Annotated in this window: 28 protein-coding genes; 11 read left to right on the forward strand and 17 right to left on the reverse strand. The window is 65.8% G+C overall.

What is annotated here, in order from left to right; translation table 11 throughout:
• Positions 1-3: 3 nt before the first annotated feature.
• On the reverse strand, positions 4-786 hold the full coding sequence (locus MTX35_RS01790; RefSeq protein ID WP_243593304.1) for an SDR family oxidoreductase: 783 nt from the start codon (positions 784-786) through the stop codon (positions 4-6).
• A gap of 23 nt (positions 787-809) precedes the next feature.
• Between MTX35_RS01790 and MTX35_RS01795 the strand changes: the two genes are divergently transcribed.
• A complete protein-coding gene (locus MTX35_RS01795; protein WP_243593305.1) occupies positions 810-980 on the forward strand; it encodes a hypothetical protein in 171 nt (56 codons plus the stop codon).
• On the opposite strand, the gene MTX35_RS01800 is transcribed toward MTX35_RS01795, so the two are convergent.
• The 4 genes from MTX35_RS01800 to MTX35_RS01815 all read right to left on the reverse strand — a co-directional run bounded on the left by MTX35_RS01800 (position 977) and on the right by MTX35_RS01815 (position 6,348).
• Complete coding sequence (locus MTX35_RS01800) at positions 977-2,263, reverse strand: pitrilysin family protein (protein ID WP_243593616.1); 1,287 nt, start codon at positions 2,261-2,263, stop codon at positions 977-979. The two genes, MTX35_RS01795 and MTX35_RS01800, sit on opposite strands and share 4 nt — an antisense overlap.
• A 67-nt stretch (positions 2,264-2,330) precedes the next feature.
• Positions 2,331-4,592: a polyribonucleotide nucleotidyltransferase gene (locus MTX35_RS01805; protein ID WP_243593306.1), complete on the reverse strand. Its 2,262-nt coding sequence runs from the start codon at positions 4,590-4,592 to the stop codon at positions 2,331-2,333.
• Positions 4,593-4,987: 395 nt separating this feature from the next.
• Entirely contained in the window at positions 4,988-5,257 is a 270-nt protein-coding gene (rpsO, locus tag MTX35_RS01810; RefSeq protein ID WP_027496764.1) for a 30S ribosomal protein S15, read from the reverse strand.
• A gap of 122 nt (positions 5,258-5,379) precedes the next feature.
• Positions 5,380-6,348, reverse strand: coding sequence for a bifunctional riboflavin kinase/FAD synthetase (locus MTX35_RS01815; RefSeq protein WP_243593307.1), 969 nt, complete (start codon positions 6,346-6,348; stop codon positions 5,380-5,382).
• Positions 6,349-6,451: 103 nt separating this feature from the next.
• Here MTX35_RS01815 and MTX35_RS01820 point away from each other — a divergent pair, with 103 nt between their 5' ends.
• From MTX35_RS01820 to MTX35_RS01835, 4 genes are read left to right on the forward strand one after another with little or no spacing between them, the layout of a single operon-like run.
• Positions 6,452-7,414 (forward strand): metal ABC transporter substrate-binding protein, encoded by a 963-nt coding sequence (locus MTX35_RS01820; RefSeq protein ID WP_374230212.1) that lies wholly within the window; start codon positions 6,452-6,454, stop codon positions 7,412-7,414.
• Complete coding sequence (locus MTX35_RS01825) at positions 7,411-8,238, forward strand: metal ABC transporter ATP-binding protein (RefSeq protein ID WP_243593308.1); 828 nt, start codon at positions 7,411-7,413, stop codon at positions 8,236-8,238. Before MTX35_RS01820 ends, MTX35_RS01825 begins: the two co-directional genes overlap by 4 nt.
• Before the next feature lie 3 nt (positions 8,239-8,241).
• Positions 8,242-9,114 carry a metal ABC transporter permease gene (locus MTX35_RS01830; RefSeq protein WP_243593309.1) on the forward strand — a complete coding sequence of 291 codons (873 nt, stop codon included), beginning with the start codon at positions 8,242-8,244 and terminating at the stop codon, positions 9,112-9,114.
• 37 nt (positions 9,115-9,151) lie between these two features.
• Positions 9,152-9,868 carry a metal-dependent transcriptional regulator gene (locus MTX35_RS01835; RefSeq protein ID WP_243593310.1) on the forward strand — a complete coding sequence of 239 codons (717 nt, stop codon included), beginning with the start codon at positions 9,152-9,154 and terminating at the stop codon, positions 9,866-9,868.
• 34 nt (positions 9,869-9,902) lie between these two features.
• Here the strand turns inward: MTX35_RS01835 and truB are convergent, their stop codons facing one another.
• Genes truB through MTX35_RS01850 form a run of 3 tightly spaced genes read right to left on the reverse strand, consistent with a single transcriptional unit; the run spans position 9,903 to position 12,456 of the window.
• Complete coding sequence (truB, locus tag MTX35_RS01840; protein ID WP_243593311.1) at positions 9,903-10,835, reverse strand: tRNA pseudouridine(55) synthase TruB; 933 nt, start codon at positions 10,833-10,835, stop codon at positions 9,903-9,905.
• Between the two features lie 35 nt (positions 10,836-10,870).
• Entirely contained in the window at positions 10,871-11,536 is a 666-nt protein-coding gene (locus tag MTX35_RS01845; RefSeq protein WP_243593312.1) for a 4'-phosphopantetheinyl transferase superfamily protein, read from the reverse strand.
• Positions 11,533-12,456 carry a metallophosphoesterase gene (locus tag MTX35_RS01850; RefSeq protein ID WP_243593313.1) on the reverse strand — a complete coding sequence of 308 codons (924 nt, stop codon included), beginning with the start codon at positions 12,454-12,456 and terminating at the stop codon, positions 11,533-11,535. The genes MTX35_RS01845 and MTX35_RS01850 overlap by 4 nt, the downstream gene beginning before the upstream one ends.
• Before the next feature lie 241 nt (positions 12,457-12,697).
• Between MTX35_RS01850 and MTX35_RS01855 the strand changes: the two genes are divergently transcribed.
• From MTX35_RS01855 to MTX35_RS01870, 4 genes are read left to right on the forward strand one after another with little or no spacing between them, the layout of a single operon-like run.
• A complete protein-coding gene (locus MTX35_RS01855) occupies positions 12,698-13,096 on the forward strand; it encodes a molybdopterin-binding protein (protein ID WP_243593314.1) in 399 nt (132 codons plus the stop codon).
• A 16-nt stretch (positions 13,097-13,112) separates the two neighbouring features.
• Positions 13,113-13,904, forward strand: coding sequence for a molybdate ABC transporter substrate-binding protein (gene modA / locus MTX35_RS01860; RefSeq protein WP_243593315.1), 792 nt, complete (start codon positions 13,113-13,115; stop codon positions 13,902-13,904).
• Positions 13,901-14,731, forward strand: a complete 831-nt coding sequence (locus tag MTX35_RS01865; protein WP_243593316.1) for an ABC transporter permease — start codon at positions 13,901-13,903, stop codon at positions 14,729-14,731. The genes modA and MTX35_RS01865 overlap by 4 nt, the downstream gene beginning before the upstream one ends.
• A complete protein-coding gene (locus MTX35_RS01870) occupies positions 14,728-15,846 on the forward strand; it encodes a sulfate/molybdate ABC transporter ATP-binding protein (protein WP_243593317.1) in 1,119 nt (372 codons plus the stop codon). Before MTX35_RS01865 ends, MTX35_RS01870 begins: the two co-directional genes overlap by 4 nt.
• Here MTX35_RS01870 and MTX35_RS01875 read toward each other — a convergent pair.
• The 8 genes from MTX35_RS01875 to rimP form a co-directional block, all read right to left on the reverse strand.
• Positions 15,831-17,159, reverse strand: a complete 1,329-nt coding sequence (locus tag MTX35_RS01875; protein ID WP_243593318.1) for an MATE family efflux transporter — start codon at positions 17,157-17,159, stop codon at positions 15,831-15,833. The two genes, MTX35_RS01870 and MTX35_RS01875, sit on opposite strands and share 16 nt — an antisense overlap.
• Complete coding sequence (locus tag MTX35_RS01880; RefSeq protein WP_243593319.1) at positions 17,156-18,154, reverse strand: bifunctional oligoribonuclease/PAP phosphatase NrnA; 999 nt, start codon at positions 18,152-18,154, stop codon at positions 17,156-17,158. The genes MTX35_RS01875 and MTX35_RS01880 overlap by 4 nt, the downstream gene beginning before the upstream one ends.
• A gap of 1 nt (position 18,155) precedes the next feature.
• A complete protein-coding gene (gene rbfA / locus MTX35_RS01885) occupies positions 18,156-18,656 on the reverse strand; it encodes a 30S ribosome-binding factor RbfA (protein ID WP_052058494.1) in 501 nt (166 codons plus the stop codon).
• Positions 18,657-18,757: 101 nt separating this feature from the next.
• Entirely contained in the window at positions 18,758-19,048 is a 291-nt protein-coding gene (locus tag MTX35_RS01890; RefSeq protein ID WP_243593320.1) for a DUF503 domain-containing protein, read from the reverse strand.
• A 154-nt stretch (positions 19,049-19,202) separates the two neighbouring features.
• On the reverse strand, positions 19,203-22,106 hold the full coding sequence (gene infB, locus MTX35_RS01895) for a translation initiation factor IF-2 (RefSeq protein ID WP_243593321.1): 2,904 nt from the start codon (positions 22,104-22,106) through the stop codon (positions 19,203-19,205).
• Positions 22,107-22,203: 97 nt separating this feature from the next.
• Positions 22,204-22,536 carry a YlxR family protein gene (locus MTX35_RS01900; RefSeq protein WP_243593322.1) on the reverse strand — a complete coding sequence of 111 codons (333 nt, stop codon included), beginning with the start codon at positions 22,534-22,536 and terminating at the stop codon, positions 22,204-22,206.
• 96 nt (positions 22,537-22,632) lie between these two features.
• Positions 22,633-23,640, reverse strand: coding sequence for a transcription termination factor NusA (nusA, locus tag MTX35_RS01905; protein ID WP_243593323.1), 1,008 nt, complete (start codon positions 23,638-23,640; stop codon positions 22,633-22,635).
• Positions 23,637-24,212 (reverse strand): ribosome maturation factor RimP, encoded by a 576-nt coding sequence (gene rimP / locus MTX35_RS01910; protein ID WP_243593324.1) that lies wholly within the window; start codon positions 24,210-24,212, stop codon positions 23,637-23,639. Before rimP ends, nusA begins: the two co-directional genes overlap by 4 nt.
• A gap of 168 nt (positions 24,213-24,380) precedes the next feature.
• On the opposite strand from rimP, the gene MTX35_RS01915 reads away from it, so the two are divergent.
• The gene (locus MTX35_RS01915; protein WP_243593325.1) at positions 24,381-24,884 is read left to right on the forward strand and encodes a hypothetical protein; all 504 of its coding nucleotides are present in this window, start codon (positions 24,381-24,383) and stop codon (positions 24,882-24,884) included.
• The gene (locus MTX35_RS01920) at positions 24,881-25,321 is read left to right on the forward strand and encodes a ferritin-like domain-containing protein (RefSeq protein WP_243593326.1); all 441 of its coding nucleotides are present in this window, start codon (positions 24,881-24,883) and stop codon (positions 25,319-25,321) included. Before MTX35_RS01915 ends, MTX35_RS01920 begins: the two co-directional genes overlap by 4 nt.
• Here the strand turns inward: MTX35_RS01920 and MTX35_RS01925 are convergent.
• The gene (locus MTX35_RS01925; RefSeq protein ID WP_243593327.1) at positions 25,284-26,738 is read right to left on the reverse strand and encodes an MFS transporter; all 1,455 of its coding nucleotides are present in this window, start codon (positions 26,736-26,738) and stop codon (positions 25,284-25,286) included. The genes MTX35_RS01920 and MTX35_RS01925 overlap by 38 nt on opposite strands.
• Positions 26,739-26,798: the final 60 nt, after the last annotated feature.

The following is a 26,798-nucleotide window of genomic DNA, read 5'->3' on the forward strand; positions in this document are numbered from 1 at the left end:
GCGTCACGGTGTGAAGCGTCGGAATCCACCTTCGGCACCGATGACCTGACCGGTGATCGAGCCGGAATCGGGCGAGAGCAACATCGCCACGACGGCCGCGGCCTCGTCCGGTGAGTTCCACCGACCGCGCGGCATGTGGCGTGAGACGAACTCGTCCAGATCGGCACTCGCCCAACCGGTGTCGGTCGGACCCGGATTGATCGTGTTGACGGTGATGCCCCGTTCGATCAGCGAATCGGCCAAGGTCGGTGTGATCGCGGCGACGGCCCCTTTGGTCACCGCATACGGAATTTCGGTCGGCATCGGCCCCTCTCCCTGCCCGGACGTGAACAGCACGACGCGTCCGCCGTCTCGGTGATCGACGTACCGTTGCGCAAATTCCTGCACCAGAAGCAACGACGCGCGCACGTTCACCGCCCACGTCAGGTCGAGGTTCTCTGCCGTCAGAGAACCCAGGTGGCCAAGCTGTGATCGCGCATGGTTGATCACCAACGAGTCGAGGGCACCGAACCTGGATTCGGCAGCATCGAACAGGGCGGCAGGTGCGTCGGCATCGGAGAGATCGATGTCGAGATGCCCGAGTTCATCTGTTGTGGTGGACAACTCGGCGAGTACCTGCACTGCTCCCGGCGTCCCTGCTCCCCACGGTTCGCTCGCGTCGTAGGCATCGCAGGATTGCGCAAAGACGCGAGTGCTCTCGTCACGTAACAGCCGGCGGGTGATGGCGTAGCCGATACCGCGGCGTCGACCCACACCGGTGACAAGGACGGTACGCCCATCGCTCATGCTGCATTGTCGACCGTACGGGCATGCACGTCAACGTCGAATGCGCGGTCCATGCCGTCGCGCCGGAGAATCCACAGTTCACCGCCCTACGACTGTGGACCTCCGTGCACGGAATAGCGGCGCTCAACTCCACTCACGCATTCGAGCCGATCGTCTCCCCGCCGCGCAGTGTGCGACGTCATCGCCTGCGCTAGCGAACCAGAGACTTGACCGACGCCGGCAGCTGGCGGACGTTCTTGTAGGGGCCGACCACCGCGGCACCGAAAGGACGGTCGAGCAACACGGCAGCGACCTCGCGTACCTCGTCGTTGCCGACACTGTCGATCCGCGCCAACGTGTCGGTGATGTCGCGGTGATTGCCGTAGTTCAGTTCACTACGACCGATCCGGTTCATCCGAGAGCCCGAATCTTCCAGTCCCAGAACCAACCCACCACGCAACGAACCCTTGGCCCGCGCACACTCCGCGTCGGTGATGCCCTCGGAGACGACCTTGGCCAGCACTTCCCTGATCACCGTGGTCACTTCGCCCAAGTTCTCGGGCTGACAACCGGCGTAGACGGAGAAAGCGCCACTGTCGGCAAACGTGTCCACCGACGAGTACACCGAGTACGCCAGGCCCCGCTCTTCCCTGATCTCCTGGAACAGACGGGAACTGAGCCCGCCTCCCACTGCGGAGTTCAGCACGGACAACGCCCAGCGATGCCCTTCGTGCCGGCCGAACGCCCGCACACCCAGGCACAGGTGCGCCTGCTCACTGTCGCGAGTGGTCAGGCTCAACGTGGGAGCAGTGCGCAATCGTGCTGTGCCGGACCTTCTTTCGGCCGGCCGTACGCCCTTGACCAGATGGCCGGAGAACGCTCGGCGCACGAGCGAGACGATCTGCTTGTGATCGACATTGCCCGCAACCGCAACGACCATGCGCTGCGGCGTGTATCGGCGAACGTGGAACGAGTGCAATTGTGCACGGGTCATCGACTCGATGGATTCGACGGAACCGATGATCGGGCGTCCGATCGGATGATCGCCGAACATCGCTTCCAGGAACGCATCTCCCAGGAGATCCTCGGGATCGTCGTCGCGCATGGAGATCTCTTCGAGGACCACCTGACGCTCGACGTCGACATCTGCCGATCGGCATCGGCCGCGTAGCACCACATCGCTGACCAGATCGATGGCAAGCGCCACGTCCTGGTCGAGCACGTGCGCGTAGAAGCAGGTGCTCTCCTTCGAGGTGAACGCATTCAGCTCTCCGCCGACACCGTCCATCACCTGAGCGATCTCGAGTGCACTGCGTGTGGGAGTCGACTTGAACAACAGATGTTCGAGGAAGTGAGCTGCTCCGGCAACACTGGGTTGCTCGTCCCGTGAACCGACTCCGACCCACACACCGACCGAGGCCGAGCGAACGCCGGGCACGAACTCGGTGACGACCCGAAGACCGCCGGGCAGAGTGGTGCGATGCACGCCGGTGTCGATACCAGTGCTCTCTGGAACGGCCGAACGGTACGTCCCGAGGGGACGTACCGTTCGGCTCGGTTGCTTCTTACTCAGCGCTGACCTCGGCGGGTGCCTCGGGAGCGTCGGCGGGAGCAGCCGCGTTGTCGTCTTCGACGGGTACGAGGCTGATCTTGCCGCGGTTGTCGATATCGGCGATCTCGACGCGCAACTTCGATCCGACGCTGACGACGTCCTCGACCTTGTTGATGCGCTTGCCGTTACCGAGCTTCGAGATGTGCACCAGTCCGTCGCGGCCCGGGAGCAGCGAGACGAATGCACCGAAAGCCGTTGTCTTGACGACGGTTCCGAGGAATCGCTCGCCGACCTTCGGCAGCTGCGGGTTGGCGATGGCGTTGATCATGTCGATCGCGGCCTGTGCGGACGGGCCGTCCGCTGCACCGACGTAGACAGTGCCGTCATCTTCGATGGAGATGTTGGCACCGGTCTGCTCGGTGATGGAGTTGATCATCTTGCCCTTGGGCCCGATGACCTCGCCGATCTTGTCGACCGGCACCTTGATCGCGGTGACGCGAGGTGCGTACGGGCTCATCTCGTCCGGGGTGTCGATGGCCTCGGCCATGACCTCGAGGATCGTCGTGCGTGCATCCTTGGCCTGTGACAGCGCGCCGGCGAGCACCTTGGAGGGGATGCCGTCGAGCTTGGTGTCCAGCTGCAGTGCCGTAACGAAGTCCTTGGTTCCGGCGACCTTGAAGTCCATGTCGCCGAACGCATCCTCGGCACCGAGGATGTCGGTGAGTGCGACGTAGCGGGTTTCGCCGTCGACCTCGTCGGACACCAGGCCCATGGCGATTCCGGCAACCGGGGCACGCAGCGGCACACCGGCATTGAGCAACGACAGGGTCGATGCGCAGACCGAGCCCATCGAGGTCGAGCCGTTGGAGCTCAGTGCCTCGGAGACCTGGCGGATGGCGTACGGGAACTCTGCCTGGCTGGGCAGAACCGGCAGCAGGGCGCGCTCGGCGAGTGCCCCGTGGCCGATCTCGCGACGCTTCGGCGAACCGACGCGGCCGGTCTCACCGGTGGAGTACGGCGGGAAGTTGTAATGGTGCATGTAGCGCTTGGACGTCTCGGGTCCGAGCGAGTCGACCTGCTGCGCCATCTTGACCATGTCGAGGGTGGTGACGCCCAGGATCTGGGTCTCGCCGCGCTCGAACAGAGCCGATCCGTGGGTACGCGGGATGATCGCGACCTCGGCGGACAGCGACCGGATGTCGGTGATGCCGCGGCCGTCGATGCGGAAGTGATCGGTGAGGATGCGCTGGCGAACCGACTTCTTGGTCAGTGCGCGGAATGCAGCGCCGATCTCCTTCTCGCGGCCGGCGAAGCTGTCTCCGACCGAGGTGAGGACCTGAGCCTTGACCTCGTCGAGCTTGCTCTCACGCTCGGCCTTGCCGGCAATGGTCAGTGCCTCGTTCAGCGGGATCTTCGCGGCGTTCTCGACGGCCTCGAAGACGTCCGTCTGGTACGCCGGGAAGACCGGGTAGTCGCCGGTGGGCTTGGCAGCCTTGGACGCGAGCTCCTGCTGTGCGGTGCACAGGGCTGCGATGAAGGGCTTCGATGCCTCGAGGCCTTCGGCGACGACCGCCTCGTTGGGGGCGGTGGCACCACCCTCGATGAGCTCGATGACGTTCTCGGTGGCCTCTGCTTCGACCATCATGATCGCGACGTCCGCGTCGGCACCGGAGCCGGAGACGATGCGGCCGGCGACGACCATGTTGAACACGGCCTTCTCGAGCTGCTCGTTGGTCGGGAACGCGACCCACTGCTTGTCGATCAATGCGACGCGAACGCCGCCGATCGGGCCGGAGAACGGCAGTCCGGCGATCTGCGTCGATGCGGATGCCGCGTTGATCGCGACGACGTCGTACAGATCGGCCGGGTTGAGGCTCATGACCGTGATGACGACCTGGATCTCGTTGCGCAGTCCGTCGACGAATGTCGGACGCAGCGGCCGGTCGATCAGGCGGCAGGTGAGGATGGCGTCGGTGGACGGACGGCCTTCGCGGCGGAAGAACGATCCGGGGATCCGGCCCGCGGCGTACATGCGCTCTTCGACGTCGACCGTCAACGGGAAGAAGTCGAATCCCTCGCGGGGGTGCTTGCCTGCGGTCGTAGCCGACAGCAGCATGGTGTCCTCGTCGAGGTACGCGGCGACTGCGCCTGCGGCCTGCTGTGCGAGGCGGCCGGTCTCGAAGCGGATGGTCCGCTTGCCGAACGTGCCGTTGTCGATGATCGCAGTTGCTTCGTAGACGCCTTCTTCGACGTCCACGGTTGTTGTCTCTGTCATATGTTCTGTTCTCGTCCTCTCGTCTTTGCCGTGCCCGCGCGGACACACCACGAGCCCTCCTGGCTGTGGCGGCATACCTGTGCCGTCCATCCGACGAGATCTTCTCTCGGGACGCGGCTGCGCGGAGGCGGCCATCGATCGAAGCCCACCGGATCTCGTATCCGAAAGGCCACTACCGAAGACCGTCACCACGGCGTGACAGGCATACACGGCGGTGTGCGGATGCCGTGCATCCACTTTGTCGTGCTGGCGTAACTGTTCTTGCGGTACAAACACAGATAGCCAACGAGGAACAGTCTAAGCACTGCCTCGTTGGCTACTGCACTATTGCTGCGAGTCGGGTGCGCACCGGCGCGTCGAACCGTGCATCGGTGACATCCTCGCGTCGATGCGAATTATCGACGCAGACCCAGACGCTCGATGAGCGAACGGTAGCGGGTGACGTCGACCTTCGCGATGTACTTGAGCAGGCGACGACGACGTCCGACCAGCAGCAGCAGGCCGCGGCGGGAGTGGTGGTCGTGCTTGTGCATCTTGAGGTGCTCGGTCAAGTCGACGATGCGCTTGGTGAGCATTGCAACCTGCGCCTCGGGCGAGCCCGTGTCGGTGGGGTGCAAGCCGTACTCGCCGAGAACGGCCTTCTTCTGTTCGGTGGTCAATGCCACTGGTACTACTCCTGATCAATGACGTCCGCGTGAAAGGAAGCAACGCGCCCCGTGGTCGAGACCACGGGATGGAAGCCGGTACAGCCGCCGCGGACCGCAGCGAGCACCGAGGGGACAGCCTATCAGGCCGTGCTGGTCGCCAGGATCGAGCGCGCTCGCTCGGCGTCGCGTCCCATTTCCTCCACGAGCGCTTCCATCGAGTCGAACTTCTCCATTCCACGCAGCCGGTCGACGAAGTCGACTGCCACATGTTGCCCGTAGAGGTCGGCCTCGCCGTCGAGCACGAACGCCTCGACGGTCCTGGTACGACCCGAGAACGTGGGATTGGTGCCCACCGACACGGCGGCCGGATGCCGCTCCCCCGGCGTCACGGTCCCCATGATCGGCCCGGGCCCGAGCACGGTGAACCACGCCGCATAGACGCCGTCCGCTGGGATGGCGGAGTACATGGGTGGCGCGACATTGGCTGTGGGGTAGCCCATTTGACGACCTCGACCGTCGCCGTGCACGACGACACCCTCGACGCGGTGCGGTCGCCCGAGCGCGGCAGTGGCCGCGGCGACGTCTCCGGCGTCCACGCACGATCTGATGTACGTCGAGGAGAACGTCACGGCATGCTCGGCGAGCAGATTGACTCCGTCCACTGCGAATCCGGACCGCTCGCCGATCTTGCGCAGCATGGGCACGGTGCCGAGCGCCTTTTTTCCGTACGTGAAGTTCTCGCCGACGACGACCTCGGCAACGTGCAGGCGTTCGATCAGGATCTCGTGCACGTATCGCTCGGGGGTGAGCTTCATCAGCTCGGGCGTGAACGGCATCACGCAGAACACGTCGATTCCCAATTCCTCGGCCAGTTCGGCTCGCCTCGTCAGGGTGGTCAACTGAGCAGGATGGCTCCCCGGCCGCACTACTTCCATCGGGTGGGGATCGAATGTCATGAGCACGCTGGGAACGCCGCGCTTCTTCGCAGCGGCCACCGCTCGCCCGATCAGTTGTGCGTGTCCGCGATGAACGCCGTCGAAGACGCCGATCGTCAGCACGCACCGACCCCAGTCGGCAGGTACATCGTCGAGACCTCGCCATCTCTGCACACTGCGAAGCCTACGGCCCGACGGCCGCTCGGTCACTCTCGGACAGGCGTGTCGCATGTGGCGGGTATGGACAAAAAGGTATCCCCACGGTAAATATTTCGGGGTGCCTAACTTATTTCTTCGCCTGCAAGGATCTCGCACTCGGCGGATCCTCGCGAGCTGGGCCGCGGTGGGACTACTGGTAGCGGCGTCGACCAGCTGCGCCCGCGCTGTCGGAGAAGAAGATCCGCCGTTACTCGACGACGGCAGACCTTTGGTGCTGACGACCTTCACCGTTCTCGCCGACATGGCCGCCAATGTCGCCGGCGACCACCTTCGAGTGGAATCGATCACAAAAGCCGCTGCCGAGATCCACGGCTACGAGCCGACACCCGGAGACTTGCGCACCGCAGAGCAGGCCGAGCTGATCCTGGACAACGGTCTCGGGCTCGAGGCCTGGTTCGAGAAATTCGTCGAGCGCATCCCCGCACCCCACGCCGTGGTGAGTGCGAACGTGGACCCGATCTACATCCGCGACGACGCCTACGCGGGCAAAGCGAACCCACATGCCTGGATGTCCCCCGTCGTCGCCGAGACGTACGTCGAGAACATCGCCGACGCGTTCGTCGTGCTCGACCCCGCCAACACCGACGACTACCGCGCGAACGCAGCCGCGTACATCGGACAGCTCCGCGAGGTCGGTGCCGAACTGGACGCAGATCTCTCCGGGCTGCCCGATCGTCAACGTGCGCTCGTCACCTGTGAGGGCGCATTCGGTTATCTGGCTCGTGACTTCGATCTGCAGGAGGCCTACCTGTGGCCGGTCAACGCCGAGCAGGAAGGAACGCCGAAGCAGGTGGTCCGCACCATCGACTTCGTCCGCGACAACGAGGTACCCGCCGTGTTCTGCGAGTCGACCGTCTCGGACAAGGCGCAGCTGCAGGTCGCCGAGGACACCGGGGCTCGGTTCGGCGGACAGCTCTACGTCGACTCGCTCAGCGACGCGGCCGGCCCCGTCCCCACGTACCTGGATCTACTGCGCTACGACGCACGGTTGATCGCCGACGCACTGGTAGGAGAACGATGACCCCGCACACCGGTGCACCGCACCACAGGGCCCCGCACGAGACCGGGGCAGCGCTGACGGTGGACACCGTCAACGTTCGATACCGCGACGTCGTGGCTCTCGTCGATACCAGCCTGACGCTCGCACCCGGCCGGGTGTGCGGACTGGTGGGCATGAACGGATCGGGCAAGTCCACGCTGTTCAAGGCGGTCATGGGCGTGGTCAAGCCGAACTCCGGCTCGATCACCGTGTTCGGCGGCGACCCGGCCCAGGCGCGCAAGGCAGGCACGGTCAGCTACGTGCCCCAGGCGGAATCCGTCGACTGGACGTTCCCGATCAGCGTGCGCGACGTGGTGATGATGGGCCGATACGGGAAGCAGAACTTCTTTCGTACTCCCCGAGCAGCCGATCGACTGGCCGTCGACGAGGCTCTTCAGCGCGTCGACCTAGCTCAACTCGCGGACCGACAGATCGGCCAGCTCTCCGGCGGTCAACGCAAACGTGCGTTCGTCGCCCGCGCCATCGCCCAGGAGGCGTCGCTGCTCTTGCTCGACGAGCCCTTCGCCGGCGTGGACAAGAAGACCGAAGCCACCATCACCCGACTGCTCCGCGAGCTCGCCGCACACGGTGCCTCGGTTCTCGTGTCCACCCATGATCTTCATGCCCTACCGGAGCTGTGCGACGAAGCGATCCTGCTGCAGCAGCGGGTGCTGATGCACGGCAGTCCAACCGAAGTACTGCGACCGGAGAACCTGGCTCTGGCCTTCGGCATCGACCCGTCGAAGGTCGACCAACTGGGTGCGGGCACGCGAACTCCGGCAACCCGAACTCCGGAAGCGAGCTGAACCGTGTACCTGATCGACTTTCTCGTGGACCCACTCGAATACACCTTCATGCAGCGGGCGCTCCTGGTGACCGTCACCGCCTCGATCGTGTGCGCGGTACTCAGCTGCTGGCTCGTCCTCATCGGCTGGTCACTGATGGGCGACGCCGTCTCGCACGCAGTCCTTCCCGGCGTTGCGCTGTCGTACCTGTTCGGGGCACCGTTCGCGATCGGAGCACTTCTGTTCGCTCTCATCGCGGTCGGTGCCATCGGAGTGGTCCGCAACACCACCATCGTCAAGGAGGACGCCGCGATCGGCGTCGTCTTCACCACTCTGTTCGCGCTCGGCGTCGTTCTGATCTCGAAGTTTCCGAGTCAGATCGACCTCAACCACATCCTGTTCGGCAATCTGCTCGGAGTCTCGCAGGCCGACATGGTCCAGGTGTTCGTCCTCGGCGGAATCGCGCTGGCCGTCATGATCGTCAAGCGTCGCGACTTCACTCTCTTCGCCTTCGACCGCACCCAGGCCCGCGCCGTCGGCATCAACCCGACGGTGATCTCGGCCGTGATGCTGACCTTGCTCGCCCTGACCACCGTGGTCGCACTTCAGGCCGTCGGTGTCATTCTCGTGGTGGCGATGCTCATCACTCCCGGTGCGTCCGCCTATCTGCTCACGCACAGCTTCGGCCGCATGCTGGTGCTCGCACCGCTCATCTCGGTGGGTTGCGCGCTGGTGGGGATCTACGCCAGCTTCTATCTCGACGTGTCCTCCGGCGGCAGCGTCGTGCTGACCCAGGGACTCGTCTTCGTGCTCGCGTACCTCTTCAGCCCCTCGCAGGGCATCGTGGTCCGTGCTCTCCGGCAACGCGGACAGGTGCCGGTAGCTCCGGCCGGGTGAGGTGTCTTTTTCCATTGGATTGCCTAAGCTCGGCGACGTGGCGCAACAAAAAACCGATTCCGCACCGGCCGACGAGGGCGTCCAGCTGTCGGCGGTTGCGCAGGATTACCTCAAGGTCATCTGGACGGCCAGCGAGTGGAGCGAGGACTCCGTCAGCACCAAGATGCTCTCCGAGCGCATCGGTGTCTCGGCATCGACGGTGTCCGAGGCGATTCGCAAGCTCGCCGACCAGGGCATGGTCGACCACGCCCGGTACGGGGCGATCTCGCTGACCGAGAAGGGTCGTCTGGCTGCCATCGGCATGGTTCGTCGGCACCGTCTGATCGAGACCTACCTGGTTCGCGAACTCGGATACGGATGGGACGAGGTGCACGACGAGGCCGAGATCCTCGAACACGCCGTCTCCGACCTGATGATGGACCGCATCGACGCGAAACTCGGCCACCCCGAGCGAGATCCGCACGGCGACCCGATTCCCTCGGTCGACGGCGCAATCGACACACCGTCCGCAACCCGCCTGAGCGAGTACATCGACGGACAGTCCGGCCGCGTTGCCCGAATCTCCGATTCCGACCCGGCAATGCTTCGCTACTTCGATTCCGTCGGCATCACGCTCGACCTGCCCATCACGGTGGTCGAACGACGCGACTACGCCGGTACCGTGGCCATCGAATTGGCCCGCACCGACGCCACCGATTCCATCGACCTCGGCCACCGTGCCGCCGAGGCGATCTGGATGGTTCCAGCGAACTGATCTTCGGGTCCGTGCCGCACCCGTGCCGAATGTTTCAGTGCCCGCGCAACGTTGCGGGCCGCACGACCATGACCGAACTGGCGCGCTTGCCCTTCTCCTGGAGCAGAGCGATGGTGTGACCCGTGGGATCGACGGCCGCGTACACCCCGTCGATTCCGATCGGATCCAGCCACCGTCCCTGGCTCAACGATTCAGCTTCCGAGGCGTCGATCTGCCGGTGTGGAAAAGCCGTTCGCGCAGCCTCGTCGATGTCCAGGCTCACGGCTGGATCCTCGGCCAGTTCCTCGAGTGTGCGTGCGTGCTCGAGAGTGAAGGGCCCGACACGAGTGCGACGCAGCACTGTCAGGTGCCCACCCACTCCCAGCGCCGCACCGAGGTCACGTGCCAGGGCCCGAACATACGTCCCCGACGTGCACTCCACCTCGATATCGAGGTCGACGAACGCGGATTCGCCGTCGGCCACATCACGTCTGGCCGTCACGTCGAATCGGGTGACGCTGACCTTCCGGGCGGCGAGGGTGAACTCCTCGCCGGCTCGAGACAGCTTGTGGGCTCGCTGTCCATCGACCTTGATGGCGCTGACACTGGCAGGCACCTGCTCGATGTCACCGGTGAGGGCGGCGATCGCGGTCGAGACTTCCGAGTTGGAGACGTGCGCGGCCGAGACATCGGCCAGGACGTCACCCTCGGCGTCGTCGGTCGTCGTGCTCCGGCCGAGCCGGACGGTCGCGGTGTACGACTTGGTGGTCAGCGAGAGCAAGCCCAGCATCTTGGTCGCACGCTCCACGCCGAGCACCAGCACGCCGGTCGCCATGGGGTCCAGCGTCCCCGCATGGCCGACCTTCCTGGTGCGCAACAGTTTTCGGCACGACGCCACCACATCGTGGCTCGTCACTCCCGGCCCCTTGTCGACCACCAGCAGGCCGGCACCGACGAGACCGGACGAGATCTTTTCGCGAGCACTCACGAGAGAGCATTGTGCCAGGCTCGCGGAGCCGGTCGTCACATCACCGAGATCGCGGTCATCACCAGACCGCCCGCCACCATCCATCGACCGTCGAAGGCCCGTAACGGCGGCCCGGACACCGTGTCCCCGGGCACCAGCAGCTCGGAGTGGAACGTTCCCGAGATGTCGTCACCCGAGCCGGTGCGCTCGAACGTGATGTGCGCGTCCTCGAAGCCGAGCCACCGTCCGGTCAACGGCTCCCAGGCCTTGTACGTGGCTTCCTTGGCGCAGAACAACACTCGATCCCAATGCACGTCCTCACGGCCTGCGGTCTCGAGCCAGTCCCGTTCGGCCGCCAAGCTCACCGCCTCGAGCACCCCGTCGGGCAAGGGCCCGTGCGGCTCGGCGTCGATCCCCACCGAACGCACCTGCATCGAGTACGCCAATACCGCACCGCGATACCCGTCGCAGTGCGTCAACGATCCGACCACACCCTTCGGCCACTGCGGTGCACCGGACTTGCCGCGCATGATCGGTGCCGGCTCCACACCCAGCTTCTCCATCGCCACCCGTGCGCAGTGTCGAGCCGAGGTGAACTCCCGCTTGCGTTTGTCCACCGCATTGGCGACCAGCGGCGCTTCGAGCGGATGCGGCGTCAAACCCGGCGGATCGGCGAACAACTCGGCCGAGACTACGCCGTCGGGAAGTATGGATTCGATCACTTGCCGGCCCTCATCTTCTCGACCTCTGCCTCCATCTCGGGCGTCACGGTGAAGTGTCCGCCCCACTTGTTCAACGCGCCCGGCGGATACTCGGGGACCGGAAGGATCTGTCGCAGAACGTTGTTCGGCAGTCCACGCCGCTGCCATTCGCGCGGGTAGCCCACCGACACCTCCTCGAAGCGAACGCCGTCGTAGTAGGTGGTCCGCGGGATGTGCAGGTGCCCGTACACCGAGCAGATCGCGCTGTACCGCGTATGCCAATCCGCCGTGAGGGTGGATCCACACCACAGCGCGAATTCCGGGTAGAACAGCACCTCGGTCGGCTGCCGAACCATCGGGAAGTGATTGATCAACACGGTCGGAACAGAGGTGTCCAGCGCGTCGAGGCGCTCCCGGGTGGCCTCGATCCGCGCATGACACCAGGCGTCGCGCGTCGCGTACGGCTGCGAGGACAGCAGGAATTCGTCGGTGGCGACGACGTTCTTCTCACGTGCGATCGCCAGCCCGTGCTCCTTGTCGCGCGCTCCCTGCGGCAGGAACGTGTAGTCGTAGAGCAGGAACATCGGCACGATCGTCGCCGGGCCACCCTCACCCTCCCACCGCAGGTACGGGTCTTCCGGGGTGACGACGTCGATCTCGCGGCACAGGTTGACCAGGTACTCGTACCGAGCGGCTCCGTGAATCTGGACGGGGTCTTTCACCGTCGTCCACAGTTCGTGGTTTCCGGGAACCCAGATGACCTTCGCGAAGCGGCTACGCAGCAGTTCGAGCGCCCACTTGATGTCGTCGGTCTTCTCCGATACGTCGCCGGCCACGATCAGCCAGTCGTCGGGCGACTCGGGAAAGATGTCCTCGGTGACCGGTCGGTTGCCTCGATGTCCGACGTGTATGTCGCTCACTGCCCACAGCTTCGCTGCCACTGAAAATCCTTTCGATGCGCTCGGCCGCCGGCTTCGAATCGCCAGAACCGTCCGAGAACGTACCAACGTCCAATACTCCCCGCAGATTCCGCGGCGCCTCCCGGCGGGGTGACGCGGCTACCCGGTCGCCGGCCGGGTCGTTCCGGTCGCCGAAGACGCAATCGGGTCGGTATCTCCGCAAATTCGGGTATATGGTGCTCGATATGACTTGTTTGCGGACATCTGCCCTGTCGGCGCTTCGATGACAGTGCCCCCGGTTCGCGTTCGAGATGCCGCAGCGCTCCTCGGCGTCAGTGACGACACCGTGCGCAGATGGATCGACAGCGGCGCGCTCCCCTCGCTCGAGGACGAGACCGGACGCAAGGTCATCGCAGGCCGGGACCTGGCCGACTACGCACGCGAGCATGCCGTCCCCCCGCCGGAGATCTCGTCGGGCGGCAGCTCTGCCCGCAACCGGCTCGTGGGTTTGGTCACCGAGGTCGTCTCGGACGCGGTGATGAGCGAGGTGAGCATGCAGTGCGGGCCGTTCACGATCGTGTCGTTGATGAGCACCCGATCGGTTCGCGAACTGGGGCTCGAGCCCGGCAAGGTCACCGTCGCCGTCGTCAAGGCGACCACCGTCATCGTCGAGACACCGTAGAACGCTGGAGATGTCCATGAAGACAATGCGCTCGGCATCCGCAGTTCTGGTTGCAGCCACCCTGATGCTCGTGGGGTGCAGCTCGCAGTCCGACCCGGGCACACCCGATGTGGCCTCGGACGGCAACGCGGTCGGAGGTGAGATCACCGTCTTCGCCGCGGCATCGCTTCGCGCGACGTTCACCGATCTCGGTGCTCGATTCGAGGCCGAACACCCCGGCACGTCGGTGGAGTTCAGCTTCGCGGGCTCCTCCGATCTGGCCGCACAGCTGATCTCCGGTGCTCCGGCCGACGTCTTCGCCTCGGCAGACACGAAGAACATGACCGAGACGGTCGACGAGGGCCTGGTCGCGGGAGAACCGGTCGACTTCGCCTCCAACACGCTGACCGTCGTCACCGCCCCCGGAAATCCGTTCGGCATCACATCCTTCGCCGACCTGACGAACCCCGACGTCCTCACCGTGATCTGCGCACCCCAGGTGCCGTGCGGCGCGGCGACGGCAACCATCGAGTCAGCGACGGGTAGGACGATTCCGGCGGTGAGCGAGGAATCCTCGGTCACCGACGTGCTGGGCAAGGTCACCTCGGGGCAGGCCGATGCCGGACTGGTCTACGTCACCGATGCTTCCGGGGCAGGCGCAGCCGTGACCACGGTGCCCTTCGAGGAGTCCAGTGAGGCCGTCAACATCTACCCGATCGCGACGTTGAGCGGTTCCGGCAACCCGGACACAGCGCGAGCATTCACCGAGTTCGTCGCCGGACCCGTCGGGCGAGATGTGCTCGGTCGAGCCGGCTTCGCGGCACCATGACCGCTCGAGCCGCCGACGGCGGGCGGTCCACCGCAGGGCACCGTCCGACCGTCGGAGTACCGGTGTGGATATTCGCACCGGCTGCTGTGGGAGCACTCGTCGTCGTTCTGCCGCTGGCCGCGATGTTCACCCGAATCGACTGGTCGAACTTTCTCGAACTCGTCACCTCCGAATCGGCGGTTGCAGCACTGATTCTCAGCCTGAAGACGGCGACGACCAGTACCGCTGTGTGCGTGCTTCTGGGCGTGCCGATGGCCATCGTGCTCTCGCGCAGCTCGATTCGTGGCCTCTCGATCCTTCGCTCCCTCGTCGTACTGCCCCTGGTTCTGCCACCGGTGGTCGGCGGCATCGCGCTGCTCTACACCTTCGGACGCCAAGGGCTGCTGGGCGAACATCTCGAGGCCTTCGGGATTCGGATCGCCTTCACCACCTCGGCCGTGGTACTGGCGCAGGTCTTCGTGTCGCTTCCGTTTCTCGTCGTCAGCGTGGAGGGCGCGTTGCGTACGGCCGGTGACCGCTACGACGTGGTGGCTGCCACCCTGGGAGCCACACCGACGACCGTCCTACGGCGAGTGACCGTTCCGTTGATTCTTCCCGGGCTGATATCAGGAACCGTTCTCGCCTTCGCGCGCGCACTCGGAGAATTCGGAGCGACGCTGACTTTCGCCGGCTCCCTCGAAGGCGTGACCAGGACACTGCCTCTGGAAATCTATCTGCAGCGCGAGAGCGACCCCGATGCCGCAGTAGCGCTGTCGCTGGTGCTGATTCTCGTCGCGGCACTCGTCGTCGTGACCGCGCGCGGCACACGGTCGTCGGGAACGTTGTGAACTCACTCCACCTCCGGGCCACCCTCGGCAGTCGCGGCATCGATCTCGAACTCGATGCACTCGAGGGTGAGACGGTCGCCGTCCTCGGGCCGAATGGGGCAGGCAAATCGACACTGCTGCAACTGATCTCGGGCGTCGTGGCACCCGACGACGGTGTGGTCCGACTCGGCGAGGACGTGTTGACCGACACCGCCTCGAACACCGCAGTTCCGATTCACGCCCGAGGCGTCGCGACCCTCGCTCAGGAAGCTCTGCTGTTTCCTCATATGGACGCGCGCACGAACGTGGCTTTCGCACCACGCAGCACCGGCGCGAAACGCGCCACCGCGCGGGCCGTCGCCGACACCTGGCTGGGTGCGGTCGGAGCCTCCCACCTGGCAGATCGCCGCCCTGCGCAGCTGTCGGGCGGTCAGGCCCAACGTATCGCCATTGCGCGCGCTCTCGCGGCCGATCCACGACTGCTGTTGCTCGACGAACCGCTGGCGGCGCTGGATGTGGACACGGCACCGGGCATTCGACGAGTGCTGCGCACAGTGTTGCGCGAGAGCGGCCGCACGGCCCTGATCGTGACCCACGATCTGCTCGACGTCGTTGCCCTCGCAGATTCCGTCGCGGTCATCGATGGTGGACGCGTCGTCGAGCGAGGGTCGGTCACCGAGGTACTGACCGCCCCTCGCAGCGAATTCGGTGCCCGCATCGCCGGGGTGAACCTGATCTCGGGACGGGCGGTCGATGCCGACGACTCGACGTCCCTGACCACGAACTGGGGAGTGTCCGTCCATGGCTCCGGGCGGCACACCACCGGAACTCCATTGGTAGCGGTGTTCTCCCCCGCCGCCGTCTCGGTACACCCGACTGCACCGCACGCCAGCCCCCGGAACGTATTCGAGGTGGTGATCGAGGAGATGGAGGTACAAGGCTCCGGCATACGCGTCCGCTCACGTCCACAACCCGACGGGTCTCCCGGCATGGCCGCCGACATCACCCCTGCTGCAGTCTCGGATCTCGGGCTCGAGCCCGGCCGCAGCGTGTTCTTCGTCGTCAAGAGCCGTGAGGTGGCGTTGCACCCCGCATTGCCGTCGCCCGCCAGGAGCGATGGCTACCGGCGTAGTTGACGGTCGCTGCCGATGACCAACCACTTCCCGGACAGCACCCGGCCTGCGACCGCGAGCATCCGAAGGCCGACGAAGACGCCGAGGCCTGTCCAGATGCCGACCAGCCCCCAATCGAACACGAGCGCGCACCAGATGAACGGCAGAAAGCCCACTACGGCACACGCCAGGGTCGCGTTCCGCAGGAAAGCCGCGTCACCACTGCCGAGCAGCACTCCGTCCAACGCGAACACCACCCCCGCAATGGGAATGATCGCGACGAAGATCCACCAGATCGCATGCATCTCACCGATGACCGACGCGTCGGTGGTGAACAGCTGCGGGACGAACGATCGCCCTACTGCGAACACGCCGGCGAGGACGACCGCGAACACCGTCGACCACGCCGTCAATCGCCACGCGAGTGCGCGCGCGTCCTCGATCCTGCTTGCGCCGAGGGCAGCCCCGACCAGGGTCTGAGCGGCGATCGCCAACGAATCGAGCATCAACGACACCAGGTTCCACATGTGCAGAACCACCTGGTTCGCGGCAACCGAGGCCGCTCCGAACCTCGATGCGACCGCAGCGGCCGAGAGGAAGCAGGCTTGAAACGCGAGGCTGCGCACGATCAGGTCACGGCCCAGCACCAACTGCGCGCGCATCACCGACCAGCGCGGGCGCAGCTCGTCGCTCGCCCGCACTACCGCGACGACGAACAACGCACCGGCAACGCCCTGCCCGATCACGTTGGCCACGGCAGATCCCACCAGCTCCAGACGCGGAAATCCGAGCAACCCATGGACCAGAAGCGGACACAACACCGCGGACACCCCGAAACCGAACACCACGAAACGCAGTGGCGTCACCGTGTTCTGGACACCGCGCATCCATCCGTTTCCGGCCAGCGACACCAGGATGAACGGCACACCCAGCAGAGCCACCCGCAGCCACGCGACGGCCTCGACGGCGATGTCGCCGCCGCCGGTCAGCACCGACACCACGGGCTCGGCGGCGAACTGCATCACCGCGACGATGCCGAGCCCGATCGCGAAGGCCAACCAGGTTGCCTGCACACCCTCACCGACGGCATCGCGTTCCCGACCGGCACCGTGCATGCGGGCCGCTCGCGCGGTCGTTCCGTAGGACAGAAAGGTCAGCTGGGTGCTGACCTGGGCCAGCACGAGACCACCTATCGCCAGGCCTGCGAGGGCCAAGGCACCGAGCCTGCCGACCACGGCGGCGTCGAACAACAGGTAGAGGGGTTCGGCGGCGAGGACGCCGAGGGAGGGCAGCGACAGGCCGAGAATTCTTCGAGCGGTGACCGGAGTGGAACTCACGACGCCGAGAGGGCCCCGCGCAGCGCATCGATCACATCGGGCAGGTCGCCGTGTGCGGTGTAGCCGGCCGCATTGCGGTGTCCGCCGCCGCCGAGTTCGCACGCCACCGCAGAGACGTCGACCTCGGTCTTCGAGCGCAGGGAGACCACCCAGACCGAGCCGAAGTCCTGTTGCTTGAGCACTGCGGCAACCTCGGCTTCGGACGTGGTGCGCACGATGTCGATCACGCTCTCGACCTCCTCCGACCGCAGTCCGGCCGAATCCTCGCTGCGAATGACGGCGTACACCAGCCCTCGCCCGTCGGCCGCGTCGGGAATCAATGTTGCCGAACCGAGTACGGACCCGAGCATCGGCAGCCAGTCGAACGGATGGGTGTCGAGGAGCTTGCGGGCGATGTGAGCGCCGTCGATCCCCGTGGCCAGCAATCTCTCGGCCAGCAGATGAGACCCCGGACGAACCCAGCGGAACGATCCGGTGTCGGTGACCAAGCCTGCGAACAGCAGGTGGGCCAGATCGGCATCGATCTCGACGCCCCACTGGTCGAGCAGTCGCGCGATCACGGCGGTGGTCGACTCCGCGGACGCATGCACCACGTTCACCGTCCCGAAGCGAGTGTTGCTGCGGTGGTGATCGATGACAAGGGTGGCCGACGCGGTATCGAGTCGGTCGCCCAGTGAACCCAGCCGACCCCGACTGCCGGCGTCGACTGTGACCACCAGGTCGACGGTGTCGGTGACCTTGTCGGCGTCGACCAGAAGGTGCCTACCGGGCAACTCGTCCATGGACTCGGGCAACGACGCCGGTGCTGCGAATGCCACCTGAACCGTCGCGCCGCGACGTTCGAGTACCGAACCGAGCGCAAGCCCACTCCCGATCGTGTCGGCGTCGGGCTGAACGTGGCACAGCACGGTCACCGAGGATGCACGTTCGAGCATCTCGATCGCCTGCGCCAGGCCCTGTACGGTCTCCGACTCCGTCCCCGAACCAACGGACATGTCAGTCGGCTTCGGCAGGCTCGACGTCTGCAGGAGTGGAGCCTGCGGAATGACCATCCAAGTCTGCGACTTCGCGTGGGGCCTTGTACGGGTCCGGGTCCCCGGCGGGCTTGGCGTTCGCTCGGGCGCGTGCCAGTTCCTCGTCGGCCACGCGTGCGCGTTCGAGAAGGTCTTCCATGTGGCGCGCGGTGTCGGGCACCGTGTCGGTCACGAACGTCAAGGTCGGTGTGTACCGCACACCCGTTCCGGCTCCGACTTTCGAGCGCAGCACACCCTTGGCCTTTTCCAGTCCCGCTGCGGCAGCCTGCAGATCCGGCGGAGTGTCGAGGTCTTCACCCATGACGGTGTAGTACACCGTGGCATCGTGCAGGTCGGCGGTCACCTTGGTGTCGGTGATGGTCACGAAGGCCAGCCGCGGATCCTTGATCTCGTGATCGATCGCCGTCGCAACGATGGCGGCGATTCGCTTGGACAACTTACGAGCCCTGGCCTGGTCCACCACGACAATCACACTCCTCTTTCATGGCCGATGCCCGATCTGATCCGACGCATCGGCGGTTGTGCACGTCACATCCGCCGACAGTGCTCGGCGGATCTTCCGGATCAATCCTCGGGTCCGAAGATTCTCCGGCGTACTGCCAACAGTTCCAGATCGTGGCGTTCGGCGACGTGCCGTTCGCACTCGTCCAGCTTGTCGTGCAGCAGGTCTACATCGGTACCGGCAGCGGCAACCCCCAACAGGGACCGCCGAATACGTTCTCGCTCACCGGTTTCGGCGGCCGAGACTCCCATCCTGTGCAAATCACCGAGCACCGGTTCCATCATCGACCGTTTCTCGGCGAGCGAACGTACATCCCCCAACAACACGTCCAACTCCAGAGCACCCAGATACACGCTGACGTCCTTCGATCAGCTTCGACGACAAAGCCGGTGGCGGTACATCTGTCGTACCACCACCGGCTCGAAAGTCGGAGCGCAGTGTCACTCCCCTGGCTTCACCACCGAGCCGACGCGACCGGATGCGGAGCCGAACGGCTCCGCATCTGTTCTAGTCGCGCGGCTTTTCACGGAGTTCGTACGCCTCGATGACATCGCCCACCTTGATGTCGGAGTACGTCACCGTCAAACCACACTCGTAACCTTCACGGACCTCCGTCGCGTCGTCCTTCTCACGGCGGAGCGAGGAGATCGTGACGGTTTCCGCAACGACAGCGCTGTCTCGAATGAGTCGCGCCTTCGCGTTGCGACGGATCGTACCGGAGGTGACGAGGCAACCGGCGATGTTTCCGACCTTGGAGGAACGGAACAGCGCACGGATTTCGGCCTGCCCGAGGGCGACCTCCTCGTACACCGGCTTGAGCATGCCCTTGAGGGCCTTCTCGATCTCGTCGATCGCCTGGTAGATCACCGAGTAGTACCGGATGTCGACGCCTTCGCGGTTGGCCAGCTCGGTGGCCTTGCCCTCCGCTCGAACGTTGAACCCGATGATGATCGCGTTGGATGCCGACGCCAGGTTGACGTTGGTCTCCGTGACACCACCGACACCGCGGTCGATGACGCGCAACTCCACCTCGTCGTCGATCTCGATACCGAGCAGCGCCTCTTCGAGCGCTTCCACGGTTCCCGAGTTGTCGCCCTTGAGGATCAAGTTGAGCTGCGAAGTCTCCTTCAGAGCTGCATCGAGATCGTCGAGGCTGATGCGCTTGCGGCTCTTGGCCGCCAGAGCATTGCGCTTGCGCGCATTGCGACGGTCGGCGATCTGACGGGCGATCCGGTCCTCGTCGACGACCAACAGGTTGTCGCCTGCACCGGGCACCGACGTGAAGCCGATGACCTGGACGGGGCGCGACGGCATTGCCTCGGTGACGTCGTCACCGTGCTCGTCGACCATTCGCCGGACGCGTCCGTATGCGTCGCCGGCGACGATCGAGTCACCGACACGCAGGGTTCCGCGAGCGATGAGCACGGTCGCGACCGGGCCACGTCCACGGTCGAGGTGCGCCTCGATGGCGACACCCTGGGCTTCCATGTCCGGGTTCGCTCGCAGATCGAGCGACGCGTCGGCCGTCAGCAGTACCGCTTCGAGGAGGGCATCGATGTTGGTGCCCTGCTTGGCGGAGATGTCGACGAACATCGTCTCGCCGCCGTATTCCTCGGCGACCAGACCGTATTCGGTCAGCTGCTGCCGGATCTTGTCCGGGTTCGCGCCTTCCTTGTCGATCTTGTTCACCGCGACGACCATCGGAACGTCGGCCGCCTGAGCGTGATTGATGGCCTCCACCGTCTGCGGCATGACACCGTCGTCGGCCGCGACCACGAGAATCGCGAGGTCGGTGGCCTTGGCACCGCGGGCACGCATGGCAGTGAAGGCCTCGTGACCGGGGGTGTCGATGAACGTCACGAGGCGTTCGTTGCCCTCGAGCTCGGTCAGCACCTGGTACGCACCGATGTGCTGCGTGATTCCGCCTGCCTCGCCTTCGCGCACCGTGGTGTTACGAATCGAGTCGAGCAGTCGCGTCTTACCGTGATCGACGTGGCCCATGACGGTGACCACCGGGGGACGCTGTTCCAGATCTTCTTCGCCGCCGGCGTCCTCGCCGTAGGTGAGGTCGAACGAATCGAGCAGCTCACGATCTTCGTCCTCGGGGCTGACGACCTGGACGACGTAGTTCATCTCGCCGCCGAGAAGCTCCAGCGTCTCGTCGTTGACGGACTGGGTCGCGGTGACCATCTCGCCGAGGTTGAACAGGGCCTGCACGAGAGCGGCCGGATTCGCGTCGATCTTGTCCGCGAAGTCCGACAGCGATGCTCCGCGGGCGAGACGGATGGTCTCACCGTTACCGCGGGGCAGCCTGACGCCGCCGACTGCGGGAGCCTGCATGCTCTCGTACTCGGCGCGTTTTGCCCGCTTCGACTTGCGACCACGACGGACTGCTCCGCCGGGACGACCGAATGCACCTGCGGCTGCGCCGCGCTGACCGGGGCGTCCACCGCCGCCGGGACGGCCACGGAAACCACCTGCGGGAGCGCCGCCTGCGGGGGCACCGCCGGGAGCACCGGGGGCGCCACCACCGCGGTAGCCACCGCCACCGCCGCCACCCGGACGCCCGCCGGGAGCGCCGCCGGGACGACCCGGCCGACCTGCAGCGGGACCTGGACGTGCCGAACGGGTCGGCATCGCACCCGGGTTGGGGCGAGGAGGCATCGAGCCGGGGCTCGGACGAGGTCCGGCCTGACCCGGTGCGGGACGAGGCCCACCCTGCCCGGGTGCCGGACGACTACCGCCGGACGGTGCGGCGGGGCGAGGCCCACCCTGCCCGGGAGCGGGGCGTCCGCCTGCGGGGCGTGGCGCACCGGGAGCGGGCCGGGGAGCCGGTCGCTCCACGGGTGCCGAGGAGTACGGGTTGTTGCCCACGCGCGGTGCCTTGGGACCGGGCTTGGGGCCGGGACCTGCGGGCTTGGGAGCTGCCGGGGCCGGAGCGGCGTCGCTGCTGGTGGCCGACGCGGCCGGAGCCTGCTCGACCGGAGCAGCGGGCGCTGCGGGCGCGGGGGTGGGAGCTGCCGGGGCCGGAGCCGGAGCGGCAGCGGGAGTTGCGGGTGCAGCCGGTGCAGCCTCCGCGGGAGCTTGCGCTGCGGGTGCTTCCGGCTCTGCCGGACGGGGGGCCGGCTTGGGGCCGGGACGGGGTCCGCCCGGTTTCGCTGCACTCGGCTTCGCGGTGCTGCCTGCAGCGCGATCGGCCGCTGCGCGGCCGTTCGGTGCAGATGCGGTCGCCGCCGGTGCGTCGGCGTTGTCGGACGGGAAGGATTCACGCAGTCGACGGGCCACGGGGGCTTCGACTGTGGATGATGCGGACTTGACGAACTCGCCTTGCTCTTTGAGCCGTGCGAGTAGTTCCTTACTGGTGACACCGAGTTCTTTAGCCAACTCGTGCACGCGGGCCTTGCCTGCCACTGCTCTCCTCACTGAGAGGCCGAGCGAGGCTTGGTGCCCGCACGACCTCGGGTTATCTCCGATGGACGTTCATCGTTGGTGCTTCACGGTGTGCTCATCAGTGCTGTTGCCTGTTCTTGTCGACGGGTGTTGCTCTTGTCGTGACCTCGGCCTGCAGCTTCTCGTACTCGTCGAGCACGACTGCCACTGCGGACGATTCCACATTTCCCGATATCCGAAACGCACGACCGAAGACTCGGCGTCGTTCCGCATTGTGCAGGCACTCTCGGCTGTAGTGCAACCACGCACCACGGCCGGACATCGAATGCCGGACGTCGGGGACGAGAGCGAATTCGTGCGAACCAGCTTCTCGAACCACGATCCTCAACAGATCGGTGGCCGGCACTCGCTCCCTGCACCCGACGCATGTGCGAATCGGCCGGCTTGTCACTACCGGATTCTCGCGTTCATACCCCTGGGCGGAGAGGTCGTTACCGAACCATCGACCACTCTACCGCTGTATTGCCTCGAACTCCGCATTCCGGCCCTACGCGCTGGTCGTCTCGGGTGCCGCCGCATCGCTGCGGATGTCGATACGCCAACCGGTCAATCGAGCGGCCAGTCGCGCGTTTTGCCCTTCCTTGCCGATTGCCAAGGAGAGCTGGTACTCGGGAACCACGACACGGGCCGCCCGTGCAACGGCGTCGACCACCGTCACCGAGACAACCTTCGAGGGGGAGAGAGCATTCCCGACGAACGTGGCCGGGTCCTCGTCGAAGTCGATGATGTCGATCTTCTCGCCCGCCAGTTCGCTCATCACGTTGCGCACGCGCTGACCCATCGGTCCGATGCAGGCGCCCTTGGCGTTGAGACCGGACACGGTGGACGCGACGGCGATCTTCGAGCGGTGCCCCGACTCGCGGGCCACTGCCACGATGTCGACCGAACCGTCTGCGATCTCGGGCACCTCGAGGGCGAACAGCTTGCGCACCAGATTCGGATGGGTGCGCGAGAGGGTGATCTGCGGGCCGCGATTGCCCCGGGCGACTCCGACGACGTAGCACTTGATGCGCTCGCCGTGCTCGTAACTTTCGCCCGGCACCTGCTCGGCGGGTGGGAGGAGGCCGTCGGCACCGTTGGCGTTACTGCCGATGCGGACGATGACCGTGCCCTTGGCGTTGGCGCGCGTGTCGCGCTGAATGACACCGTTGACGATCTCACCCTCGTGCGTGGAGTACTCGCCGAACGAACGCTCGTGCTCGGCGTCGCGTAGGCGCTGCAGAATGACCTGGCGCGCCGTGGTCGCCGCAATTCGTCCGAAGCCCTCGGGGGTGTCGTCCCACTCGGAGATCAGATTGCCGTCGGCGTCGAGCTCCTTGGCCATCACCCGAACGGATCCGGTCTTGCGATCGACGTCGATCCACGCGTTGGACTGGTGCCCTTCGGTGTGCCGGTAGGCCGTCAGCAATGCGGTCTGAATCGTCGAGATCACCATCTCGATCGGAATTCCCTTGTCCGCCTCGATGGCACGCAATGCGGCAATGTCGATATTCACTTGTCCGACCCTTCTTCCGGTGCTTCCACATCCACGATCTCATCGGTGTTCGCGGGCGACGGCCGACTGCCGACCACACCACCCGCCAGGTCCATCTCCTCAGCGCTGGGACGCGAGAACTCAACCTGCACAACAGCTTTCACAACATCGGCAAGCGCGACCGACCGCGTCGACAGAATGCCTTTCTCCTTGACCACCACGGTCACCGAATCCCCGTCGAGGACACCGACGCGACCGTCGAACTTGCCGTCGGCGAGTTCGACACGCACCTTGCGCCCGCGGGCCCGACGCCAATGCCGTGCCTCGGTCAGCGGGCGATCGATTCCGGGGGTGGTGACTTCCAACGTGTAGGGCGCTTCCCCGAAATCCGTCACGGCATCGAAGGCATCCGAGATCTCGCGGCTCAGTTCCGGGAGCGCGTCGAGGTCGATTCCCTCTTCGCGATCGACCATGATGCGCACTGCACTGTGCTTTCCTGCGGCGACCACGTTCACGTCCTCGAGGTCGTAACCCCGATCTCGAACGAGGTCGGCGAGCAGTTCGACAACCCTTTCCTTGGACGGAACAGGCATGTCGCGAACTCCTCGTGTGTAGTTGTGGGCGACCCCGCCTAGGGCAGCCGGACTGCGTTTGGTGAACCAACAGCCTACCGCCCCGCAGACAGTGCTCGTGACCACGATCGGCCGACGCGACACACGGGCACGGCGAGTGCAAGCGCTGCGGTCTGGCACGATATCGGAGTGCCAACGCCGACCGTCCCCTTCGCGCTCAGTCGCCGTGGGCTGTTCCGACTCGCCGGTGTGGCCGCTCTGTCCGCGGCCACCGTGTCGAGTGTTGCGGCCTGTGGCCAGGAGACGATCTCGGGTCCTGCCCTCGATACCCTGACCGCGCAGTTGCGCGCTGCCCGCGCCGATGCGGCGGATGCCACCGCGGCAGCGACGGTGATCGCCGATTACGCAGCCGCACTGGGGATCGTTGCGGCGCAGCGGACCGAGCACGCCGATGCGCTCGAAACCGAGATCGCCCGCGCCACCGGTGCCTCGACCGGTACGTCCACTACTGCGGGCACCACAACGCCCGCTCCCACGACGCCGCCGCCCGGTCTCGCGGCCGTGCGGGAGATGTTGACCTCCTCTGCCGGCAGCGCAGCGAATGCGGCTCGTAACGAAAGCGGTTACCGGGCCGGCCTTCTCGGTTCGATCAGCGCTTCGTGCACGGTCTCGGCCCTGGTGGTGCTGGCATGAGCGATCTCGGTCCGGAACAGCAAGGCCTCGTCGATGCACTCCACGCCGAGTATGCGGCGGTGTTCGCCTACGGCGTCGTGGCGGCGTTCTCCAACCCCACGCGCGCCGAGGTGGTGGCGTCGAACACCGCTGCCCATCGCGCGCGTCGAGATTCGACGATCGACGCCCTTCAGGCGGCGAGCGTTTCTGTGCCGCTGCCCGATCCGGCGTATGCGTCCCCGTTTCCCGTGACCGACGCGATCTCGGCTGCGCAGTTGGCCGCGCAGGCCGAGATCGACACGAGTATCGCGTGGCGTTCGCTGATCGAACGCAGCCAGTCCGGAGCCACTCGCGAGATGGGGGTGCAGGCACTGACCGACGCCGCGGTTCGCCTCGCGACGTGGCAGCAGATTCTGGGCGTCAGTCCGTCGTCGACGGCATTTCCCGGCCAACCGTGAGCGCTTCCACCGGTCCGACGGAACGCCCCGGCATGAACAGCGCCGCCACCAGTCCGATCGCCACTGCGCCTGCGCCGACGAGCAGAGCGGGTGCCAAGGCGTCGGTGTAACCGGTGGGCGTCAGTGATCCACCGGCCCCGATGAACACCGCTGTCAGTACTGCGATGCCGAGTGCGATACCCACCTCTCGCACAGTGGAGTTCGCACTGCTCGCGGTGGCGTGATCGTCGTCCTTCATGTCCCGCAGCACTGCGGTGGCGGACGGAGCGAACGTCAGTCCCATGCCCACTCCGGCCATCAGCAGCGCCGGGACCATCGACGGATACTCGGTGTCGGGGCCCAGAATCAGCGCCATCCACACGAGCGAGACCGACTGCAGCGACAAGCCGGCGACCAACAGTCCACGCAGCCCGACGCGCTCGGCGAGCACACCTGCGATCGGTGCGACCACCATCGGTGCCGCAGTCCACGGCAACGTGCGTAGGCCTGCCTGGAACGGCGTGTAGTTCATCACGATCTGAAGGTATTGCGCGAGGAGGAACACAGCCCCGAACATGCCGAGCGAGAACGTGATTCCAATGATGTTGGCGATGGTGAAGCTGCGCGAACGAAAGAGCGCAAGCGGCAACACCGAGTGCCTGGTGCGCGATGCACGCAGAACGAAGGCGACGAGCAGCACCGCCGAGCCGATGAAGCCGGCGAGCACCGTGGCCGACGCCCACCCGTCGTCGTTGCCGTGAACCACCGCCCACACCAGAAGGAAGACACCGCCGCCTGCGAGGACCACGCCGGGCAGATCGAGCGGTTGGATGCGGCCTGCTGTTTCCTTCAGCGCGACGTACGCCAGCGGAACTGCGACGAGGGCCACCGGAACGTTGATCCAGAAGATCGCCTGCCAGGAAATTCCGTCGACGACGGCTCCGCCGACCACCGGCCCCAGCGCGACGCCGAGTCCGGAGACTCCACCCCAGATCCCGATTGCCATCGCGCGCTTGCCCACCGGCACCACCGCGGCGAGCAGCGCAAGGGACAACGGCATGATCGCGGCGGCACCGATTCCTTGCACGGCCCGCGCCGCGATGAGCATCGCTGGGCTCGCAGCGAGCGCGCTGGCCACCGAGGCGGCAGTGAAAACGGTGATCCCGCCGAGGAACACCGTGCGTCTGCCCCATCTGTCGCCGAGCGTCGCCGCTGTGAGCATGAACGTGGCGAAGCTCAGGGTGTAGGCGTTGAGGAACCACTGCAGCTGGCCGACCGACGCGTTCAGATCCTGCTGAATGACCGGTAGCGCGCTGGTCATCACCAGATTGTCGAGTGTTGCCATGAACATCGGCAGGGATGCTGCGAGGATGCCGAGCCACACGGGAACGTTCCGATTGGCGGGCTGCACTGCAGGTGGAGAGGCTGTAGCGGTCATTGTGGTCGTCCCGTCTCGGGCCTGTAAGCATCGAATGATTACTTATTCGAGCACCGTAAG

The sequence above is a fragment of the Rhodococcus sp. ARC_M12 genome, from assembly GCF_022810385.1.
GTDB classification, from domain to species: Bacteria; Actinomycetota; Actinomycetes; order Mycobacteriales; family Mycobacteriaceae; genus Rhodococcoides; species Rhodococcoides navarretei.

Coding starts and splice junctions, on each gene's coding strand:
- MTX35_RS01805 (WP_243593306.1), bottom strand. CDS start 4,592: ATGACAGAGACAACAACCGTGGACGTCGAAGAAGGCGTCTACGAAGCA.
- MTX35_RS01795 (WP_243593305.1), top strand. CDS start 810: ATGCACGTCAACGTCGAATGCGCGGTCCATGCCGTCGCGCCGGAGAAT.
- modA (WP_243593315.1), top strand. CDS start 13,113: ATGAAGACAATGCGCTCGGCATCCGCAGTTCTGGTTGCAGCCACCCTG.
- MTX35_RS01880 (WP_243593319.1), bottom strand. CDS start 18,154: ATGTCCGTTGGTTCGGGGACGGAGTCGGAGACCGTACAGGGCCTGGCG.
- MTX35_RS01925 (WP_243593327.1), bottom strand. CDS start 26,738: ATGACCGCTACAGCCTCTCCACCTGCAGTGCAGCCCGCCAATCGGAAC.
- MTX35_RS01920 (WP_243593326.1), top strand. CDS start 24,881: ATGAGCGATCTCGGTCCGGAACAGCAAGGCCTCGTCGATGCACTCCAC.
- MTX35_RS01855 (WP_243593314.1), top strand. CDS start 12,698: ATGACAGTGCCCCCGGTTCGCGTTCGAGATGCCGCAGCGCTCCTCGGC.
- MTX35_RS01790 (WP_243593304.1), bottom strand. CDS start 786: ATGAGCGATGGGCGTACCGTCCTTGTCACCGGTGTGGGTCGACGCCGC.
- rimP (WP_243593324.1), bottom strand. CDS start 24,212: ATGCCTGTTCCGTCCAAGGAAAGGGTTGTCGAACTGCTCGCCGACCTC.
- MTX35_RS01865 (WP_243593316.1), top strand. CDS start 13,901: ATGACCGCTCGAGCCGCCGACGGCGGGCGGTCCACCGCAGGGCACCGT.
- MTX35_RS01825 (WP_243593308.1), top strand. CDS start 7,411: ATGACCCCGCACACCGGTGCACCGCACCACAGGGCCCCGCACGAGACC.